18 protein-coding genes and 1 riboswitch are annotated in these 19,992 nt (G+C 44.0%); all 18 genes read left to right on the plus strand.

Translation table 11 applies throughout. From position 1 onward, the window contains the following. The first annotated feature begins 22 nt into the window (after positions 1-22). The 18 genes from WKT01_RS05990 to lysS all read left to right on the plus strand — a co-directional run bounded on the left by WKT01_RS05990 (position 23) and on the right by lysS (position 19,737). A complete protein-coding gene (locus tag WKT01_RS05990) occupies positions 23-1,045 on the plus strand; it encodes a sugar kinase (RefSeq protein ID WP_059066557.1) in 1,023 nt (340 codons plus the stop codon). Positions 1,046-1,191: 146 nt separating this feature from the next. Further along, complete coding sequence (locus WKT01_RS05995; RefSeq protein WP_117975480.1) at positions 1,192-1,638, plus strand: hypothetical protein; 447 nt, start codon at positions 1,192-1,194, stop codon at positions 1,636-1,638. Positions 1,639-1,760: 122 nt separating this feature from the next. Next, positions 1,761-2,279: a shikimate kinase gene (locus WKT01_RS06000; RefSeq protein WP_059066559.1), complete on the plus strand. Its 519-nt coding sequence runs from the start codon at positions 1,761-1,763 to the stop codon at positions 2,277-2,279. 236 nt (positions 2,280-2,515) lie between these two features. Continuing rightward, positions 2,516-3,808, plus strand: a complete 1,293-nt coding sequence (locus tag WKT01_RS06005) for a UDP-N-acetylglucosamine 1-carboxyvinyltransferase (RefSeq protein WP_059066560.1) — start codon at positions 2,516-2,518, stop codon at positions 3,806-3,808. 264 nt (positions 3,809-4,072) lie between these two features. Further along, on the plus strand, positions 4,073-5,506 hold the full coding sequence (locus WKT01_RS06010; protein WP_242866576.1) for a CapA family protein: 1,434 nt from the start codon (positions 4,073-4,075) through the stop codon (positions 5,504-5,506). Positions 5,507-5,602: 96 nt separating this feature from the next. Then, positions 5,603-5,703, plus strand: a riboswitch (SAM riboswitch). Positions 5,704-5,847: 144 nt separating this feature from the next. Continuing rightward, complete coding sequence (gene metK / locus WKT01_RS06015; protein WP_059066561.1) at positions 5,848-7,038, plus strand: methionine adenosyltransferase; 1,191 nt, start codon at positions 5,848-5,850, stop codon at positions 7,036-7,038. A 180-nt stretch (positions 7,039-7,218) separates the two neighbouring features. Next, positions 7,219-8,274, plus strand: coding sequence for a sensor histidine kinase (locus tag WKT01_RS06020; protein WP_059066562.1), 1,056 nt, complete (start codon positions 7,219-7,221; stop codon positions 8,272-8,274). Next, positions 8,267-8,959 (plus strand): response regulator transcription factor, encoded by a 693-nt coding sequence (locus WKT01_RS06025; RefSeq protein ID WP_059066563.1) that lies wholly within the window; start codon positions 8,267-8,269, stop codon positions 8,957-8,959. Before WKT01_RS06020 ends, WKT01_RS06025 begins: the two co-directional genes overlap by 8 nt. Positions 8,960-9,009: 50 nt before the next feature. Continuing rightward, positions 9,010-10,374, plus strand: a complete 1,365-nt coding sequence (locus tag WKT01_RS06030) for a TrkH family potassium uptake protein (protein ID WP_340311626.1) — start codon at positions 9,010-9,012, stop codon at positions 10,372-10,374. 13 nt (positions 10,375-10,387) lie between these two features. After that, complete coding sequence (locus WKT01_RS06035) at positions 10,388-11,038, plus strand: potassium channel family protein (RefSeq protein WP_059066565.1); 651 nt, start codon at positions 10,388-10,390, stop codon at positions 11,036-11,038. 16 nt (positions 11,039-11,054) lie between these two features. After that, a complete protein-coding gene (locus WKT01_RS06040) occupies positions 11,055-11,846 on the plus strand; it encodes a TrmH family RNA methyltransferase (RefSeq protein ID WP_059066566.1) in 792 nt (263 codons plus the stop codon). A 4-nt stretch (positions 11,847-11,850) separates the two neighbouring features. After that, positions 11,851-13,947 (plus strand): ornithine carbamoyltransferase, encoded by a 2,097-nt coding sequence (gene argF / locus WKT01_RS06045; protein ID WP_340311627.1) that lies wholly within the window; start codon positions 11,851-11,853, stop codon positions 13,945-13,947. 23 nt (positions 13,948-13,970) lie between these two features. Next, positions 13,971-14,951, plus strand: a complete 981-nt coding sequence (locus tag WKT01_RS06050) for a biotin--[acetyl-CoA-carboxylase] ligase (protein ID WP_059066567.1) — start codon at positions 13,971-13,973, stop codon at positions 14,949-14,951. 49 nt (positions 14,952-15,000) lie between these two features. Next, positions 15,001-15,354: a DUF6145 family protein gene (locus WKT01_RS06055; protein ID WP_117975778.1), complete on the plus strand. Its 354-nt coding sequence runs from the start codon at positions 15,001-15,003 to the stop codon at positions 15,352-15,354. Further along, entirely contained in the window at positions 15,338-16,126 is a 789-nt protein-coding gene (locus tag WKT01_RS06060) for a type III pantothenate kinase (protein WP_340311628.1), read from the plus strand. Before WKT01_RS06055 ends, WKT01_RS06060 begins: the two co-directional genes overlap by 17 nt. Continuing rightward, positions 16,123-17,082, plus strand: a complete 960-nt coding sequence (gene dusB, locus WKT01_RS06065; protein ID WP_059066570.1) for a tRNA dihydrouridine synthase DusB — start codon at positions 16,123-16,125, stop codon at positions 17,080-17,082. The genes WKT01_RS06060 and dusB overlap by 4 nt, the downstream gene beginning before the upstream one ends. A gap of 133 nt (positions 17,083-17,215) precedes the next feature. After that, a complete protein-coding gene (gene greA, locus WKT01_RS06070; protein ID WP_059066571.1) occupies positions 17,216-17,701 on the plus strand; it encodes a transcription elongation factor GreA in 486 nt (161 codons plus the stop codon). Between the two features lie 68 nt (positions 17,702-17,769). Beyond that, a complete protein-coding gene (lysS, locus tag WKT01_RS06075) occupies positions 17,770-19,737 on the plus strand; it encodes a lysine--tRNA ligase (RefSeq protein ID WP_340311629.1) in 1,968 nt (655 codons plus the stop codon). The last annotated feature ends 255 nt before the right edge of the window (positions 19,738-19,992 follow it).

Consider the following 19,992-nt stretch of genomic DNA (forward strand, 5'->3'; position numbering starts at 1 on the left):
AATAATATACGGAGGTAGGAACATGAATAAATCATTTGATCTGCTGGCGCTGGGAGAAGTACTGCTGCGCCTGTCACCACCGAGCAATGAGCGGCTGGTACGCGGAGAAACACTGCAAAAGCAAGTAGGAGGAGCCGAGCTGAATGTTGTGTCAGGCGTATCTTTGCTAGGACTTAGGACCGGGATCATCTCAAAGCTCCCGGCAAACGATATTGGTACTTATGCAAAAAATAGGATCCGTTTCTGTGGCGTCAGCGATGATTATCTTGTATACGACAATTCTCATGACGCACGTTTAGGAGTCTATTATTATGAAAACGGGGCATATCCGAGAAAGCCGGGAATCGTCTATGACCGTGTATATACCTCTGTAAATAAAATAGATGTTTCTGATTTTTCTGAGGAATTGTTTTCCTCTGCCCGCTGTTTCCATACGAGTGGGATCACATTAGCTTTGAGCAGACAGTGCCGGGATACGGCGATAGAAATGATGAAAAGATTTAAAGAGGCAGGCGCGTGGATTTCTTTTGATGTGAATTTCCGTGGAAACCTCTGGACCGGAGATGAGGCGCGGGAATGTATTGAGCAGATACTGCCCTATGTGGATATTTTCTTTTGCTCAGAGGATACGGCGCGTCTGACGTTTTTGAAAGAAGGAGACGCAAAAACGATCATGAAGAGTTTTACGGAAGAATATCCTATCTCTATTGTCGCATCTACACAGCGGATCGTTCACAGTCCGAAAGTCCACACATTCGGTTCTGTTATTTATGACGCACGTAAGGACAAATTTTACGAAGAAGAACCATACCGCAATATTGAAGTAGTAGATCGTATCGGCAGTGGGGATGCATATGTATCCGGCGTTCTGTACGGACTTCTGTCAGAACCTGACGACTGTCAGCGTGCTCTGGAAATAGGAAATGCGACAAGCGCTGTGAAGAATACCATTCCGGGAGATTTGCCATCTTCAGATCTGCGGGAGATAGAGACAGTTATAAAGACACATAAAGCAGTAGGGCCACAGCTGGAAATGGCAAGATAATAGAATATAAATTTAACGAAGCAACAAGCAGTTATTTTCGCACTGCTTGTTGCTTCGTTAAATTTATATTCTGTTTATTATCTGCACGTATAGAGCGGCATAGGCATATATTGTTCATATAATGTCGGAATGGAAGTGTAGGAAATATGAGTCGCAAACTGCCTTATTACATGGCATATCCTCTGCCATTTGTCTATGATGATGACAAAATGGAAAGAAGGGATATGGAGTACATGAAAAGTATGTATCCGGATATTCCTAAGAAGATACTGCCCTACGTGGAAGAAGAATGTGATCGATCAGAGTATGAGAACAGTATGATATATGACGAGTATCCAGATAAACTGCAGCTTCGTATGATGTGTAGTCGGATCTATGAAAATGTGCTGAAAAATGAAAAACTATTTTATGGGACAGAATATGCAGAGATGCTCTCTGCTGAAAGACGGAAGGAGCCGATGGAACAGGATCTGGCGATGCCAAGTTTAGGGGTTGGAGAGAACTGGCTGCGGGATATGATAGAAGTGATGCTGTACCAGGAATTGTACAGACGCCGCTGTGATCACCGGAGGTGTCAGCGTCGATTTTACTAATAAAAAAAAGTATGCTATACTAAAAAAAATTATTTTCATTCGGACATTCCGCAATATTTGTCATTAGAGAGGGAATCGTCTAAACGGAAATAATAAACGGGATATAAAAGGATGGAATACATATGAAGAAAAACCTTATCTTTATTGGGATGCCGGCAGTGGGAAAGAGTACGGTCGGCGTTGTAGTGGCGAAAAGGCTTGGCAAGCAATTTATTGATACAGATCTGTTGATCCAGAAGCAAGAAAAGAAACTGCTCCGTGAGATTATAGAAGAGGTAGGAGAGAAAGGCTTTTTAAAAATAGAAAATCAGGTAAACAGAGATGTAAACGCGGAAAATTCAGTGATCTCACCGGGAGGAAGCGTTGTCTACTGTGAAGAGGCCATGCGGCATTTTAAAGAGATTGGTATTATTGTATATTTACAAGCTTCTTATCAAACAATAAAAAAGAGGATACGAAACCCTAAAAAAAGAGGGGTCGTATTGCGGGAAGGCCAGACATTGCAGGATTTGTATGATGAGAGAGTGAAATATTTTGAAAAATACGCGGACATTATAGTAAGCGAGGACAGCTGTCAGATCGAAGAGACGATCGAGAATGTTCTTGAACAAGTTGAAAAATATGAAAATGGTCAAAATTAACTTAAAATAGTTACATGGAGAAAAATGATTTTACAAAAATCGTTTTTGTGGTATAATGTCACAGTGTATTATGAAATAAAACGGCAAAAAATATATTTTAGCAGACGAAACATATTCCCTTGAAGGGCATGCATTGTATAATATACCTGCTGGGGATGCCTGTAAGAATATAAACGGATATAGATGAGTAAAGCAGGAGAATATACGAAAATAATATCGAATGATCGAGGTGCAAGATGGAGCAATATATTATCAAAGGCGGCAATCCGCTTGTGGGTGAAGTGGAAATAGGCGGCGCCAAGAATGCGGCTTTAGCGATTTTGGCGGCAGCCATTATGACGGACGAAACAGTTCTGATCGATAACCTGCCGGATGTAAATGACATTAATGTTATGTTGGAAGCAATCAGCGGGATTGGAGCTACTGTACAGCGGCTGGACAGACATACAGTTAAGATCAATGGAAGCGCTATCGGTAGTTTTAATATCGAATATGATTATATCAAGAAGATAAGAGCGTCCTACTATTTATTGGGGGCGCTGCTTGGAAAGTATAAAAGAGCAGAGGTGGCTCTTCCCGGGGGATGTAATATAGGGAGCCGACCGATCGATCAGCATCTGAAAGGTTTCCGAGCCCTGGGTGCGGATGTAGATATTGAACACGGGAAGATCGTGGCAGATGCGGAGCAGCTTCGGGGTACGCATCTATATTTTGACGTTGTCTCTGTTGGAGCGACGATCAATGTCATGATGACCGCAGCGATGGCAGATGGAATCACAATCATGGAAAATGTAGCGAAAGAACCGCATGTTGTAGATGTTGCTAACTTTTTAAACAGTATGGGCGCAAATATCCGGGGCGCAGGGACAGATGTGATTAAGATCCGCGGCGTGAAGACACTTCACAAATCAGAATATTCCATTATACCGGATCAGATCGAAGCGGGGACTTTTATGTTTGCCGCAGCCTGTACAAAAGGGGATGTGACAGTTTTAAATGTGATCCCAAAACATTTAGATGCGACAATCTCTAAATTGGTCGATATTGGATGTGAAGTGGAAGAGTTTGATGATGCAGTAAGAGTAGTCGCAAAGAAGAGACTTAGAAGCACACAGGTGAAAACGCTGCCATATCCAGGATATCCGACAGATATGCAGCCGCAGATCGGAGTGGCGCTGGCACTTGCGGAGGGAACCAGTACGATCACAGAGAGTATTTTTGAAAACAGATTTAAATATCTGGATGAATTGGCGAGAATGGGGGCAGCTATCAAAGTAGAAGGAAATTCTGCTACCATTGAAGGTGTAGAGAAATTTTCGGGTGCGAGAGTCAGTGCGCCGGATCTTAGAGCGGGAGCAGCACTCTGCATCGCAGGACTTGCGACAGACGGGATCACCATTATAGATGATATTGTATATATTCAGAGAGGATACGAATGTTTTGAACAGAAACTGCAAAGTTTGGGCGGTATGATCGAAAAAGTATCCAGCGAGAAAGAAATACAAAAATTTAAGCTGAAGGTTGGCTGATGCTTAAGCTGAAATGTCGGAAAAAATTCAGTATGGATTTCAAAAAACAGATAGAACGTGTAGTACTTAACTGTATGGATACAGAAAAAGTGCTGCACGTTTTTGCATTGTACGCAAAACATATCGTATGTGTACATTTTTGACAGAAGAACTTGCGGCATCAGCAGTGGACAAAGTATTGACTTTTATGTACCGGAATGGGAAAATCTATAACAGAAGGGTACAGATTTACCAAGCATCGACAAAGAGATAAGAGGGAGGAAAATGATGGAAGGCGGAAGATACAGCAGAGAGCGGCGCGAGGCAATGCGCAGAAGGCGAGCAAGACAGGTAAGGAAGCAGATGGCAGTGCTAGGAGGGGGGATTCTGGTTTTTGTTCTGGCAGTTTCGGTTGTCGGTGTAAATATATATAAAAATTCAAAAGAAAAAAAGCAGCGCGCACTTGTTAAAAGTGCTGTAGAATCCTGCTATGGGGCATTTGCCGCAGCAAAACAGGAGACTGTTCAGACTGCTGATGTAGACAAAGAAGAAGCGGATTTTGCGGATTGGTTTATCAAGCAGTATTCTCAGCAGGCGAAAGGGGTACTTTTAGAAAAGGCAGAAAAAGGGAAGATCACACAGAAAGATATCTATGAGGCGACTGGAGAGACTTTACAGGTACTAGAAGACAGGAGAAAAGGATGGCTTGCGGACGAGCAGACAGCAGAGGAACATCAGATCTACTTGCGGGAAAGCAAGGGAAAGAAAAAGGCAGAGATAACTGTGGCAGGAGATATCTGTTTTGCAGAGGATGGTTTCGTGCTTGACCATTATGATGAGACAGAAGGATTAGAAGCCTGCATTTCTCCTGAAATTTTAGACATGACAACACAGGCAGATGTATTTTATTTGAATCATGAATATTGTGTCAGTGAAAGGGGAGAGCCTCTGGAAGGAAAACTATATACATTCAGAGCTAAGCCGGAGCGTATGGAACTTTTGCATCAGATGGGGACAGATCTGGTCTCTCTTGCCAATAACCACGTATATGATTACGGTGAGGAGGCTCTCTTAGATACGCTGGAGTATTTGGATGGAGCAAAATTGCCTTATGTGGGGGGCGGAAAAGATAAAGAGGAAGCTGTACGGCCGGTATATTTTATCGTGAATGGAATCAAGATCGGTTTTGTGGCGGCGACAAATGCGGAGATTGTATATTATACGCCTGCAGCTACGGAAGATTCCCCGGGCGTATTGGAGGCGTATGATACGACAGAATATAAGCAGATCATCAAAGAAGCCTCGCAGGAATGCGATTATCTGATCGCCTATATTCATTGGGGACCGGAGGACACAAATCAGTATGCAGATTATCAGACAGAGCAGGGGCGCGAATTTCTTGCCTCCGGAGCAGATATTGTGGTCGGCGGACATCCGCATGTACTGCAAGGGATCGAATACGCAGACGGAAAACCGATCATATACAGTATGGGAGATTTTTGGTTCAATGATGAGACGAAATATACGGGACTCTTAAAGCTGGAGATCACTTATGATGGTCTGCAAGAGATGTCTTTTGTCCCTTGCCTGCAGACTGGGTATACGACGCAGTACATAAGCGACAAGGCTGAACAAAGAGAGATGTATGATTTTCTGCAAGGGCTTTCTCCAAATGCGGTCATTGATGATGCAGGAGTGATCACGCAGAAAAACGAATAGCAGATTTCAGCCAAATGATAAAATACATATTGACATTTTCCCTGATACAGTGTAAAGTTCCTATTGAACCAAATAAAATGAAATAGTGTAAACTTTCTCTTATTCAGAGCAGTGGAGACACAAAGGGTCTGGGAAGCTGCGGCAACCCCTTCATTTAAGGAAGGTGCCAACCTGAGCGAGTAATCGAACAATAAGAGGATTGTTATGAGATAACGACAGTCCGCTTTGTGTGGGCTGTTTTTGTTGGCGGGAATTTGTACAGCGTCTCCTGGAAAGGAAGCTGTCCATATCCAGACGAAAACAGGACATACAGGAGAGAAAGTGAAGAAAGGAGTTGTACTATGGAAAAAGTATTGTTTACATCTGAATCGGTAACAGAAGGACATCCGGATAAAATGTGCGATCAGATCTCCGATGCGATCCTGGACGCTTTGATGGAACAGGATCCTATGAGCCGTGTGGCATGTGAGACATGCTGTACGACGGGTCTGGTGATGGTAATGGGTGAGATTACGACCAATGCGTATGTGGATATTCCCAAAATTGTAAGAGAGACGGTGCGCGAGATTGGCTATACCAGAGGAAAATATGGGTTTGACGCAGATACATGCGGCGTTGTCACGACTATTGACGAGCAGTCGGCAGATATTGCTCTTGGAGTAGATAAAGCTCTGGAGGCAAAAGAACATATAATGGAGGAGCAGGATATTGAGGCGATCGGCGCCGGAGATCAAGGGATGATGTTCGGATATGCTTCTGATGAAACGGAGGAATATATGCCTTATCCGATTGCTATGGCACATAAACTAGCACGGCAGCTTACCAAGGTGCGCAAGGATGGGACTCTTGCCTATCTGCGTCCGGACGGAAAGACGCAGGTCACGGTGGAATACGACGAGGAAGGCATTCCTAAACGTTTGGATGCAGTCGTGCTTTCTACACAGCACGATCCGGATGTGACACAGGAGCAGATACACAAAGATATCAAAAAATACGTATTTGATGTGGTGATTCCGGAGACTATGATTGATGAAGAAACAAAATTTTTCATCAATCCTACAGGAAGGTTTGTAATAGGCGGCCCGCATGGAGACAGTGGCCTGACGGGTAGGAAGATCATTGTTGATACGTACGGTGGAATGGCAAGTCATGGAGGCGGCGCTTTTTCCGGTAAGGATTGTACAAAGGTGGACAGGTCTGCGGCATATGCGGCGAGATATGCGGCGAAAAATATTGTGGCAGCAGGGCTTGCAAAAAAATGTGAGATCCAGCTTTCGTATGCGATCGGAGTTGCCCAGCCGACTTCTGTTATGGTAAATACATATGGAACAGGAAAGATAGCAGACGCGGAACTGGTAAAAATCATAAGAGAGAATTTTGATCTGCGTCCGGCGGGTATCATCCAAATGTTGGATCTGCGCCGTCCAATCTATAAACAGACGGCTGCTTACGGGCATTTTGGACGTAACGATCTGAATCTTCCATGGGAAAAACTGGATAAAGTAGATGTACTGAAAAAATATATCGGATAATACCGTAAAGATATTGTAAAGGACTGTGGTTTGCGTATCCGAAATATTGAATTTAACATGCGCAGTATGGTATACTAAATCATTATAGGATTTAAACCAGGTGCGGATAAAAAGGCGGGCGCCGTTTGGAAATGCCTGCCTTTTTCAGAATCCTATTATGAAAAAGGAAAGGAGCCGGCTATGAAATTAAAGACAAAATTGATCATTGCGTTTATGACAGTCATGATTCTTCCGACTATTTTTACGACAGTTGCGATGTATACATTTTCGTCGCGCAAGGTCAACGAGATCCAACAAATTTATCTCCTGATCGTATTTTTGACAGCAGCGCTTCTTATATACTGGATCTATCGTACTGTATCCGTACCATTGACAAAGCTGCAGCGGGCTGCGCGCAATATAAAGGAAGGAAACCTGGACTTTGAGATCAAGAGAGAGGCTGATGATGAAATCGGTCAGCTGTGCCAGGATTTTGAGGAGATGAGATTGCGCCTGAAAGCAAACGCAGAGGAAAAGGTGGCATATGACAAGGAGAATAAAGAACTCATCAGCAATATATCCCATGATCTAAAAACGCCGATCACGGCGATCAAAGGGTATGTGGAAGGAATCATGGACGGAGTGGCGGATACCCCTGAAAAAATGGACAGGTATATCAAAACCATATATAATAAGGCTAATGAGATGGATCTGTTGATCAATGAGCTGACGCTGTATTCTAAAATAGATACAAACCGTATTCCGTATAATTTCACAACGATCTCGGCAAAAAATTATTTTGGAGATTGTGCAGAGGATTTATATATGGAATTAGAAGCGAAAGGCGTTCAATTTGTATACCGCAACTATGTGGAGACTGATTCTAAGGTGATCGTAGATCCGGAACAGCTTAGGCGGGTTATCAATAATATCGTTTCAAATTCCCTGAAATATATGGATAAGCCAAAGGGAAAGATTACGATGAATCTAAAGGACGTAGGGGATTTTATCCAGGTAGAACTAGGAGATAATGGAAAGGGGATCACGGCAAAAGATCTGCCCTATATATTTGACCGTTTTTACAGGACGGACGCTTCCAGAAATTCTTCAAAAGGAGGAAGCGGGATCGGACTTTCCATTGTAAAAAAGATCGTAGAAGAACATGGCGGAAATATCTGGGCGACCAGTGAAGAAGGGGTTGGAACGACCATGTATTTTGTAGTAAGAAAATATCAGGAGGTACCGATGGATGAGTAAACGTATTTTGATCGTGGAAGATGAAGAAAGCATCGCAGAACTGGAACGAGATTATTTGGAATTAAGCGGTTTTGAAGTAGAGGTTGCGACAGATGGAGAAGTTGGCCTGCAAAAAGGGCTGGATGAAGATTTTGATCTTATCATCCTGGATCTGATGCTCCCGGGAGTAGATGGGTTTGAAATCTGCCGTCAGGTGCGCGATCAGAAAAACACGCCGATCATCATGGTGTCGGCGAAAAAAGACGATATTGATAAAATACGGGGACTTGGATTGGGTGCGGATGATTATATGACGAAACCTTTCAGTCCAAGTGAACTGGTGGCGCGTGTAAAGGCACATCTTGCGAGATATGAACGTCTGATAGGCAGTACGGCAGAAGAAAATGAGATTATAGAAATACGCGGTCTGAAGATCGATACAACAGCAAGACGGGTATGGGTCAACGGAGAAGAACGCTCTTTTACAACGAAAGAGTTCGATCTTCTTACATTTCTTGCAAAACATCCAAACCATGTATATACAAAAGAAGAATTGTTCCGGGAGATATGGGACATGGAATCGATCGGGGATATTGCGACCGTGACTGTGCATATTAAGAAAATAAGGGAAAAAATAGAGTATGATACCTCACACCCGCAGTATATCGAGACGATTTGGGGCGTGGGTTATCGGTTTAAGGTATAATGGACACGAAGCAATATAGTGATAAAAAATATGAAAATCACAAAAAAACAATGAAAAAATTGAGACTTACGACTATGCAAAGGATTGCCATGGGCTTTTTTGGCATTATTTTGCTGGGCGGCGTACTTTTATGGCTGCCGATCTGCAACCAGAAGCCGATCGCATTTTTTGACTCTCTCTTTACATCCGTTTCTGCAGTCTGCGTGACAGGACTTGTGACGATCGTTCCGGCGGAACAGTTCACCCTTTTGGGAAAACTGGTTTTGCTGCTTCTGATCCAGATCGGAGGTCTGGGAGTCATTGCGTGTACAATCGCATTTTTTCTGGCTCTTCGCCGCAGGATCACGATGAAAGAGCGGGTGGTGATACAGCAGGCGTATGGATTGGATACACTGACAGGTCTTGTCAGGTTTATCATCCGCATTTTAAAAGGAACACTGCTCATAGAAGGAATAGGAGCAGTCTTGTTTTCTTTGCAGTTTATCCCAGAATATGGAGTGTATCCCGGAATAGGATATGGTATTTTCCATGCAATCTCCGCATTTTGCAATGCGGGAATAGACATATTAGGGCAGAATAGTTTTATTGACTATGTGGGCTCCCCGCTTGTAAATCTTACGACGATGTTTTTGATCGTGATGGGCGGATTAGGTTTTCCTGTATGGCATGATATCCACGTCAATACGAAAAAAGTGCTGAAGGGAAGAAAGCCAAAAGGCAGACTGATAAAAAGGCTGGGACTGCAGAGCAAAATCGTGCTGACCATGACAGCGGCGCTGCTTTTGCTGGGAACTGCCGGCTTTTTCCTTTTAGAATACAATAATCCGGAGACAATGAAGAATTTTAGCCTGGGGCAGAAACTGATGGCTTCTGGATTCCAGTCTGTTACAACAAGGACAGCCGGTTTTGCGGCAGTGCCGCAGGGAGGCCTTACAGAAGGTTCTAAGCTTTTGGGGTGTGTTCTAATGTTTATCGGTGGCTCCCCTGCCGGAACCGCAGGCGGTGTTAAGACGACTACAATAGCAATGCTGCTTTTGACAGCTCTGTCTGTCTTGAGAGGCAGGAAGGACACGGAGTGCTTTGGAAGAAAGCTGGATGACTCGATCGTTCGTTCCGGTATTACGATCACACTGGTGACTTTTTTATTTTGGCTTATTGGAACAGGGGTGATCACTGTGCTGGAGCCGAGGGCAGAGTATCTGGATATTATGTATGAGACAACGTCCGCGATCGGTACAGTGGGATTGTCTGCGGATCTGACACCGTCTCTTTCGAGGGCGAGCCAGGTCGTGCTGATGATATTGATGTATGCAGGCAGAATCGGTCCCATGACGATGGCGTTAGTATTTGCGGGAAAGGCAAGGGCAGGCACGCAGTTCAGAGAGCTGCCGGAGAAACGGATTATGTTAGGATAGGAGAACACAAAATATGAGAAAGCAGTTTGCTGTGTTTGGATTGGGAAGTTTTGGATGGAGTGTGGCTTTGACACTGGAGAGTCTTGGATGTGACGTGCTGGTGGTAGACAAGTCCTATGAAAAAATACAAGAGATAGCAGATCAAGTGTCCTATGCAATGCGGGCAGATGTGGCTGATCCGGAGGCAATGCAGGCGCTTGGAGGACGGAACTTGGACGGGGCTGTAGTGGCCATATCAGAAAGTCTGGAAGCAAGTATCATGGCAACGATGCTGAGCAAAGAGATGGGGATTCCCTATGTGCTGGCAAAAGCACAGGACAACCTGCAGGGTACGATCCTTGAAAAAGTAGGTGCAGATTCTGTTGTTTATCCCGAAAGGGAGATGGGAAGCCGGGTGGCGAAGAATCTGGTGTCGAATACATTTTCCGACTGGATCGAACTCTCGTCAGAATACAGTATGGCAGAAAGCAAAGTACCTGAAAAATGGGTGGGAAGGAGCCTTTCTGAATTAAAGGTTCGAGAAAAATATGGAATCAATGTGGTTGGGATCATCCAGAATGAGCAGGTAAATGTAACGTTTGATCCGCATGCGCCGCTTCCTGAGGACGGGATCTTGATCATTATAGGAGCAACTTCTGTATTGGAAAGATTTCATATGGAATAACAGGGTGAAAATAGTGATGATAACAAGTACGGGAAATCAGAAAGTAAAAGAATTGATACAACTCCAGAAAAAGAGCAAGATACGGAATAACGAAGGGGTTTTTATCGCAGAAGGCTCCAGGATCGTGCGTGAGATGCCGGCAGAACGAATCAAAAGTCTGTATGTGGCAGAGAGTTGGTGGAAACAGCACAAAAAAGAGATGGAAGAACTTCAGAAAAAACCGGAAATCCTTTCGGATCCTGTATTTGCCCATGTCTCTGACACAAAGAGTCCGCAGGGGATCTTGGCAGTCGTGCGGCAGATGGCGTATGATTTTTCAGATATTACCGGTATAAAGCAAGGGAAGAAAGCACATATTCTTGTATTGGATAATTTGCAGGATCCGGGAAATCTGGGAACCATATTCAGAACAGCAGAGGCCGCAGGCGCTACAGGTATCTTGCTGAGCGCAGACTGTGTGGATATATATAATCCTAAAGTCATCCGTTCTACGATGGGGGCTGTTTGCAGAGTTCCTTTTTACTATGCGGAAGATATATGCGGCGAGATACGGAAATTAAAGCAGGAAAAAATAAAAATATATGCGGCGCATCTAGAGGGAATACATGAATATGATGGAGAAGACTACAGAGATTCCTGCGCATTTCTGATAGGAAATGAAGGGAATGGGCTTAAGGAAGAAGTGGCTGCCTGCGCGGATGTCAAAGTACGTATCCCCATGCAGGGAAAGGCAGAATCTCTGAATGCGGCAGTCGCTTCTGCGATATTGATGTTTGAAGCAGGACGGCAGAGAAGAAAACAGAGGTGAATTTATGGAGCCGATATTGGATCTATCTAAAGAATATGGCATTGTGCTGGACGGCGGTGGCGCGCGGGGCGCCTATCAGATTGGGGCTTGGAAAGCCCTGAAGGAAGCTGGGATAAAGATCAACGCAGTGGCGGGTACTTCAGTAGGAGCCCTAAATGGGGCACTTATCTGTATGGATGATATAGAAAATGCAGAAAAAATCTGGAGTGAGATGACTTTCTCTAAAGTGATGGATGTAGATGACAACTGGATGGAGGAACTTTTTGCCGGCAAGCGTAAGTTTTCGGAGGTGATCGCAGAGATATGGAGCACACTGTCAGAGGGAGGGGTGGATATCACGCCTCTTCGACATCTGATCCACGGAATGGTGGATGAAGAGAAAATACGCCATTGTGAAAAAGAATTTTGTATTTTGACGTTTTCTCTTACAGATATGAAAGAACTGGATCTAAGCATAGAAGATATACCAGAAGGTATGTTGGAAGATTTTTTGCTGGCGAGCGCATACCTGCTAGGCTTTAAAAATGAAAAGCTGCACGGGAAGCGGTATATTGACGGCGGGGTAGTCAATAACGTACCTTTGAATTCTCTTGTAAAGAGGGGATATACCGATATCATAGAGATCCGGATCTACGGACCGGGGCGGGAGCCGAGAGTAAAAATGCCAAGTGACAGTGAGGTCTATGAGATTGGTCCGCGGGTCCGTCTCGGAAGCATCATAGAATTTGAAGGCAAGAGAAGCCGGCAGAATTTGAAGATCGGATACTATGATGCCAAGAGGATGCTGTATGGACTGGAAGGATTTATGTATTATCTGGAACAGAATCATGAGGAAATATGGTATAATGAAAAACTAAGCGGTATTTCTGACAGAGAAAAGGCGGAGATGGCATTTGTGCTTAAACTTCCGCTTGGTTTTACAGACAAGGCATTATATCTGGCAATGCTGGAGGCCAGCGCAAAGCTTCTGCGTGTGCTGAAATATCAGATCTATACGATAGATGAAATACTTATGATCGTAAAGGAACGTTATGCGGCTCTGGCAGACAAGATCAACCTGCCGCGTTTTACGCATGTACTAATGGATATAGGAGAGGAGAAAGAGATGAATTTAAAAGGAAGAAACTTTTTAACACTGAAAGATTTTACGCCGGAGGAGATTACGTATCTGCTGGATCTGGCTGCGGATGTGAAAGAAAAAAAGAAAAACGGCATATCGGTGGAACAGTATAGAGGAAAGAATATAGCGCTGATCTTTGAGAAAACAAGTACGAGGACACGCTGTGCCTTTGAGGTAGCAGCGCATGATATGGGAATGGGAACAACCTATTTAGATCCGTCGGGCTCCCAGATTGGAAAGAAGGAAAGTATCGAGGATACGGCTCGTGTACTTGGCAGAATGTATGACGGGATCGAATATCGTGGTTTCGGTCAGGAGATCGTGGAGGAACTGGCGAAATATGCGGGTGTTCCTGTGTGGAATGGTCTGACGAACGAGTATCATCCGACGCAGATGCTGGCGGATCTTCTGACCATCCGCGAGAATTTTGGCTCGCTTAAGGGAATTAAGCTTGTCTATATGGGAGATGCCAGATTCAATATGGGAAATTCTTTGATGATCGCCTGTGCGAAGATGGGAATGGATTTTGTGGCATGTACGACAAAGAAATATTTTCCGAATGAAGAACTGGTAAATATCTGCAAGGGATATGCTGCTGAGAGCGGGGCTACGATCACACTTACGGAAGATGTAAAAGCCGGCACAGAAGATGCGGATGTGATCTATACAGATGTCTGGGTGTCTATGGGAGAGCCGGATGAAGTATGGGAGGAACGTATCCGTGAATTGGCGCCTTACAAAGTGACAAAAGAAGTGATGGAAAATGCGAAAGAAGAGGCAATTTTCCTGCATTGTCTGCCTGCATTTCACGATCTGAAGACAAAGATTGGAAAAGAAATGGGAGAGCGGTTTGGTATCAAGGATATGGAAGTGACAGACGAAGTATTTGAGTCCGCCCAGTCCAGGGTATTCGATGAGGCGGAAAATCGTATGCATACGATCAAAGCCGTCATGATGGCTACATTGGGAGAAGTAAAATAAATATACAACCAGGGTGAAAATTTGTGAAAACAGAAATTTTGAAAATGCTGCGGGAAAGCGGCGGATATGTATCCGGACAGCAGCTCTGTGAGAAATTAGGCGTCTCACGTACAGCAGTGTGGAAAGTGATCGGACAGCTAAAAGAAGAAGGATATCATGTGGAGGCGGTAAGAAACCGCGGATATCGCATCGTGGATAGTCCGGATATACTGACAGCAGAAGAATTGAAAAGTCTTTTTCATACAAAATGGGCAGGGCAGCAGGTCGTCTGTTATAAAGAGACAGATTCGACCAATATCCGGGCGAAGGTCTTGGGAGAAGATGGTGCGCCCCATGGGACGCTCGTTGTGGCGGATATGCAGAAGTCCGGCAAAGGCAGACGTGGAAGAGCCTGGGAATCAAAGCCGGGCATAAGCATTTATATGACGCTTCTTTTAAGACCGGATATCCCACCGGTAAAGGCGCCCATGCTGACACTGGTGGCGGCATGCGCAGCGGCAGAAGCGCTGAAGAAATGTACAGGTTTGGATGTGCAGATCAAATGGCCGAATGATATTGTCGTACATGGAAAGAAGCTGGCAGGTATTCTGACAGAGATGAGCACGGAGATTGATTATATCAATTATGTGGTGACAGGGATCGGCATCAATGTGAACACAGAACAATTTTCGAAAGAGATCGAGAATAAGGCTACATCGCTCTTTTTGGAGACTGGAAGTACGGTAAAACGCGCTTTGCTGATCGCAGAAATCGTAAGAGCTTACGAAGAATATTATGCAAAGTTTTTGGAGACGGAAGATTTGTCTCTGCTGAAAGAAGTGTATAATGAGAGGCTCGTAAACCGTGACAGGGAAGTGCGTATATTGGGGAATGATAAGACATATACAGCACGAGCTCTCGGGATTACTGCAACAGGAGAACTGATCGTACGCAGACAGGACGGGACAGAAGAAAAGATCTATGCCGGAGAAGTATCTGTCAGGGGTGTATATGGATATGTGTAGAACATGTGAAATAAGCACTATTTGATATCTCGTACGGGAAAGGGAACATATGGAAGAAGAAATCGTATTATGCGCGGCGAGCGCGTATGAACAAAAATTTTATTTAAATCCGGAGTTTAACGCACTGCCGGAAGGGATCAGACAGGAACTGCAGATCATGTGCGTGCTCTATACAGAGGATGTGGGCGGCGTTCTTATGCTTGTATTTGACGAAGAAGGCAATCTGGAATTGAAAGTAGAACATCGGGAAGAGGATTTTACTTTTGATGAGATCGGAAGTGTGCTTAAAATAAAGGAACTGCAGAAGACAAAGAGAGAATTGTTTGAATCATTAGAATTGTTTTTTAAGATTTTTTATTTGGGAGAAGAGTTTGAGGAGGAAAAAGATGCTTCTGACGATTGATGTGGGAAATACAAACGTGACAATGGGCGTATTCGAGGAAGAAGAGTTGATCGGAACATTCCGGATGACAACAAAACAGGCACGTACATCCGATGAATATGGCTTTACCATCTGTGGCATATTAGAGCACAGAGATATTTCGCCTAAAGATATTAAAGCGGTGATCATAGCGTCAGTGGTGCCGGATATCATGCATTCTCTGATAAGCGGCATTATCAAATATCTGCATGTAAGACCGTTGATCGTTTCTGCCGGGATCAAGACAGGCATACGTATCGTGACGGAAAACCCAAAAGAGATTGGACCGGATCGTATCGTAGATGCGGTAGCAGGATATGAGAGCGCAAAAGGGGCAGTGATCGTCGTAGATTTTGGTACAGCTACGACCTATGATCTGATCGGACCGGATGGAACATTTGAAGCGGGTATCACGGCACCCGGTATAGAAACAGCGGGACGCTCCCTGTGGGGCGGAACGGCTATGCTCCCGGCAGTGGAGATCAAGAAACCGAAGTCGATTCTGGCAAAGGAAACGATCAGCAGTATGCAGGCAGGACTTGTGTACGGCGCGATCGGGCAGACAGAGTATATCATCCGGAAGATCAAACAGGAGGCGCCCTACGAGAAAATCGCCGTTATTGCAACAGGGGGACTGGGAAAGATCATAGCGGAATCTACGGACAGTATTGATACGTATGATCCGCAGCTTACTCTGAATGGTCTGCGTCTGATCTATAATAAAAATAAAAAATATTGGGATAATGTAAGATGAGACAATGTACGATAGGAAATGTAAAACTGGATAACTGTTATATATTGGGACCCATGGCAGGCGTGACCGACCTGCCATTTCGCTTGTTGTGCAAAGAGCAGGGAGCAGGGCTTATGTGTATGGAGATGATCAGCGCCAAAGGGATTTTGTACCAAAATAAAAATACAGAAAGCCTGCTTGCTATCGATCCGAAAGAAATGCCGGTTTCCCTGCAGCTGTTTGGCTCTGATCCAAAAATCGTCAGTGAGATGGCAAAACAGATCGAGGATCGTCCTTTTTCAATCTTAGATATCAATATGGGATGTCCTGTACCCAAGATAGTAAAAAACGGGGAAGGTTCGGCTCTTATGAAACAACCGAAACGGGTATATGAACTTGTAAATGCAGTTGTGAAAGCAATCCAAAAACCGGTTACGGTGAAGATCAGGAAGGGCTTTGACGAGGAACACGTCAATGCGGTCGAGATCGCAAAGATCGCAGAAGAGGCAGGCGCCTGCGCAGTGGCAGTCCATGGGCGGACAAGGGAACAGTATTACAGTGGGAAAGCAGATTGGGAGATCATACGGAAGGTGAAAGAAGCGGTGCAGATACCGGTCATCGGAAATGGGGATGTGACATCGGCGGAAAAAGCAGTCAAAATGCAGAAGATGACAGGATGCGACGGTGTGATGATCGCAAGAGGCGCACAGGGTAATCCCTGGATATTTTCAGAATTGACTGCTTATGAAAAGACAGGAGAGATTCCCGCCAGGCCGGATATCCAGGAGGTGAAGAACACCATGCTGCGGCATGCCTCTCTCCAGATACAGTGTAAGGGGGCGTATATCGGCATACGCGAGATGAGAAAGCATGTAGCATGGTATACGAAAGGACTTCATGGAGCAGCAAAATTGCGTGAGAAGATCAATACAGTGGAGTCTTATGAAGAACTGGAAAATCTCTTGACATCATTATAGGTATTGGGTATAATATTGAAATTGTGAAATATAATTGAAAAGAATGGTGTCTCTTCTGAAAAATACATGGAAGAGAAAAGCTTAAATCAATATAGAATAAAAAACACGGGAAAGAAAGGAAGCAGAAAGAATCATGGCAGAGGCAAAGAAAAGACTGCTGACTTATGCTGGATTGAAGGCTCTGGAGGATGAGCTTGAAAATCTGAAAGTAGTCAAACGAAAAGAAGTTGCACAGAAAATCAAAGAGGCGAGAGAGCAGGGCGACTTATCTGAAAATGCGGAATATGATGCTGCAAAGGACGAGCAAAGAGATATAGAGGCTCGTATCGAGGAACTCGAAGGCATCCTGAAAAATGCAGAAGTCGTTGTTGAGGATGAGGTTGATTTTGACAAGATCAACGTAGGGTGTAAGGTAAAAGTATTCGACATTACGTATGATGAAGAAATGGAATTCAAAATTGTGGGATCCACAGAAGCAAACAGTCTGGAGGGAAAGATTTCCAATGAATCTCCTGTCGGACAGGCACTTCTCGGAAAGAAAGTCGGAGAGATAGTAGACGTGGAGACACAGGCGGGAGTTATCCAGTATAAGGTCCTGGATATCAGCCGATCCATGTAAATAATGTTTTGAATCCAGACCCCTGTAATAAGGGGTCTGAATTCGCTTATAAAGAAAGGAGAAAAGCAGTGTCCAAACAGCAGAATAATCATGTACAGGAACCAGATCTGAACGAGTTAAGAAAGGTACGCCGGGAAAAACTGGCAGAGATACAAGCGAGCGGAAAGGATCCGTTTGCCATTACCAAATATGAGCAGACACATCACAGTAAGGAGATAAAAGAGCATTACGAAGAATTGGAAGGGAAAAAAGTTTCTATTGCGGGGCGTATGATGTCGAAACGTGTCATGGGAAAGGCCTCTTTTTGTAATGTTCAGGATCTGCAGGGAAACATCCAATCCTATGTGGCAAGGGACAGTGTAGGAGAAGAAAACTATAAAGAGTTCAAAAAAATGGATGTAGGTGACATGATCGGGATCGTGGGCGAAGTATTTAAGACGAAAACGGGAGAAATTTCTATCCATGCATCTGCTGTTACGCTGCTCTCAAAAAGTTTGCAGATTCTTCCTGAAAAATATCATGGCCTGACAAATACAGATTTGCGGTATCGCCAGAGATATGTGGATCTTATCATGAATCCAGATGTGAAAGATACATTTGTAAAACGTTCCAAGATTTTAAGAGCAATCCGTACCTATCTGGATGGACAGGGATTTATGGAAGTTGAGACACCGATGCTTGTAGCGAATGCAGGCGGTGCGGCGGCAAGACCATTTGAGACTCATTTTAATGCGTTAAACGAAGACCTTAAACTGAGAATTTCCTTGGAACTGTATCTGAAAAGACTGATCGTTGGAGGCCTGGAGCGCGTATATGAAATTGGTCGAGTATTCCGTAATGAAGGTCTGGATACAAGACACAATCCAGAGTTTACATTGATGGAACTTTACCAGGCATATACAGACTATCATGGTATGATGGATTTAACGGAGAATTTATATCGTTATGTTGCACAAGAAGTTCTTGGAACAACGCAGATTGTATATAAAGGTGTTGAGATTGATCTTGGAAAACCATTTGAGCGTATCACAATGATAGATGCCGTGAAAAAATACGCAGGTGTTGACTGGAACGAAGTTCATACATTGAAAGAAGCAAGAGCTCTTGCAAAAGAGCATCATGTAGAATATGAAGAACGTCATAAAAAAGGTGATATTCTTGCATTATTCTTTGAAGAATTTGCAGAGGAACATTTGATCCAGCCTACATTTGTAATGGATCATCCAATTGAGATCTCCCCTCTTACAAAGAAGAAACCAGAGAATCCGGAATATGTAGAACGATTTGAGTTCTTTATGAATGGTTGGGAGATGGCAAATGCTTACTCAGAGCTTAATGATCCGATCGATCAGAGAGAACGTTTCCGTGCACAGGAAGAACTTCTCGCACAGGGAGACGAAGAAGCAAATACAACAGATGAAGACTTTATGAATGCGTTGGAGATCGGTATGCCACCAACAGGCGGTATTGGATATGGTATTGACAGAATGTGTATGCTGCTGACAGGAGCAGAGGCAATTCGAGATGTATTGTTATTCCCGACAATGAAGTCACAGGGCGCTGCAAAGAACGAAGCAAACAACGCCGCACAGTCTGCTCCGGTAGCTGCAAAGGTAATTGTTCCGGCAGAAGAAGCAGCTGCACCGGCGAAGGCTGAGATCGATTTCTCCAACGTAGAAGTAGAGCCTTTGTTCGAAGATATGGTTGACTTTGAGACATTCAGCAAGTCAGATTTCCGTGCTGTAAAGGTAAAAGAATGTGAAGCAGTTCCAAAATCTAAAAAGCTTCTGAAGTTCGTATTAGACGACGGAAGTGGCGCAGATCGTGTGATTCTAAGCGGGATTCACGATTACTATGAGCCGGAAGAATTGGTCGGAAAGACATTGCTTGCAATCACAAACCTTCCGCCACGTAAGATGATGGGAATCGATTCCTGCGGTATGATCATCTCCGCTACACATCTTGTAGAGGGAAGAGAAGGACTCAATGTTCTGATCCTGGATGATAAGATTCCGGCAGGTGCAAAGCTGTACTAATTTGATATAAGGATGTACCGTTTTGCCTGATAAAACGGGATGTACTTCATTTGGTGAATTTCATAAAAAACAGCAATTTACATCAAACTTACATCATTTGATGCAGGAAACGATGCAGAGCTGAAAAAATTGCATAATTAGCAGAAAAAATGGGCAGTCCTACAAAGGATTGCCCATTTTTAGAAAGAGAACTATAAGTTGCAGATTATATTTTCATTGTAGTGGTTGGGAAGAATAGATATAATGAAGATATAT

It is taken from the genome of Mediterraneibacter sp. ICN-202921 (assembly GCF_037890075.1).
In the GTDB taxonomy this organism is placed as follows: Bacteria; Bacillota; Clostridia; order Lachnospirales; family Lachnospiraceae; genus Mediterraneibacter; species Mediterraneibacter massiliensis.

Bases quoted from the DNA above. Each gene is read 5' to 3' on its own strand.
- WKT01_RS06030 (WP_340311626.1), top strand. From the start codon at position 9,010: ATGAAAAAATTGAGACTTACGACTATGCAAAGGATTGCCATGGGCTTT.
- WKT01_RS06025 (WP_059066563.1), top strand. From the start codon at position 8,267: ATGAGTAAACGTATTTTGATCGTGGAAGATGAAGAAAGCATCGCAGAA.
- argF (WP_340311627.1), top strand. From the start codon at position 11,851: ATGGAGCCGATATTGGATCTATCTAAAGAATATGGCATTGTGCTGGAC.
- WKT01_RS06060 (WP_340311628.1), top strand. From the start codon at position 15,338: ATGCTTCTGACGATTGATGTGGGAAATACAAACGTGACAATGGGCGTA.
- WKT01_RS06040 (WP_059066566.1), top strand. From the start codon at position 11,055: ATGATAACAAGTACGGGAAATCAGAAAGTAAAAGAATTGATACAACTC.
- metK (WP_059066561.1), top strand. From the start codon at position 5,848: ATGGAAAAAGTATTGTTTACATCTGAATCGGTAACAGAAGGACATCCG.
- WKT01_RS06010 (WP_242866576.1), top strand. From the start codon at position 4,073: ATGATGGAAGGCGGAAGATACAGCAGAGAGCGGCGCGAGGCAATGCGC.
- WKT01_RS06000 (WP_059066559.1), top strand. From the start codon at position 1,761: ATGAAGAAAAACCTTATCTTTATTGGGATGCCGGCAGTGGGAAAGAGT.
- WKT01_RS05995 (WP_117975480.1), top strand. From the start codon at position 1,192: ATGAGTCGCAAACTGCCTTATTACATGGCATATCCTCTGCCATTTGTC.
- WKT01_RS05990 (WP_059066557.1), top strand. From the start codon at position 23: ATGAATAAATCATTTGATCTGCTGGCGCTGGGAGAAGTACTGCTGCGC.
- greA (WP_059066571.1), top strand. From the start codon at position 17,216: ATGGCAGAGGCAAAGAAAAGACTGCTGACTTATGCTGGATTGAAGGCT.
- WKT01_RS06005 (WP_059066560.1), top strand. From the start codon at position 2,516: ATGGAGCAATATATTATCAAAGGCGGCAATCCGCTTGTGGGTGAAGTG.
- WKT01_RS06035 (WP_059066565.1), top strand. From the start codon at position 10,388: ATGAGAAAGCAGTTTGCTGTGTTTGGATTGGGAAGTTTTGGATGGAGT.
- WKT01_RS06055 (WP_117975778.1), top strand. From the start codon at position 15,001: ATGGAAGAAGAAATCGTATTATGCGCGGCGAGCGCGTATGAACAAAAA.
- dusB (WP_059066570.1), top strand. From the start codon at position 16,123: ATGAGACAATGTACGATAGGAAATGTAAAACTGGATAACTGTTATATA.
- WKT01_RS06020 (WP_059066562.1), top strand. From the start codon at position 7,219: ATGAAATTAAAGACAAAATTGATCATTGCGTTTATGACAGTCATGATT.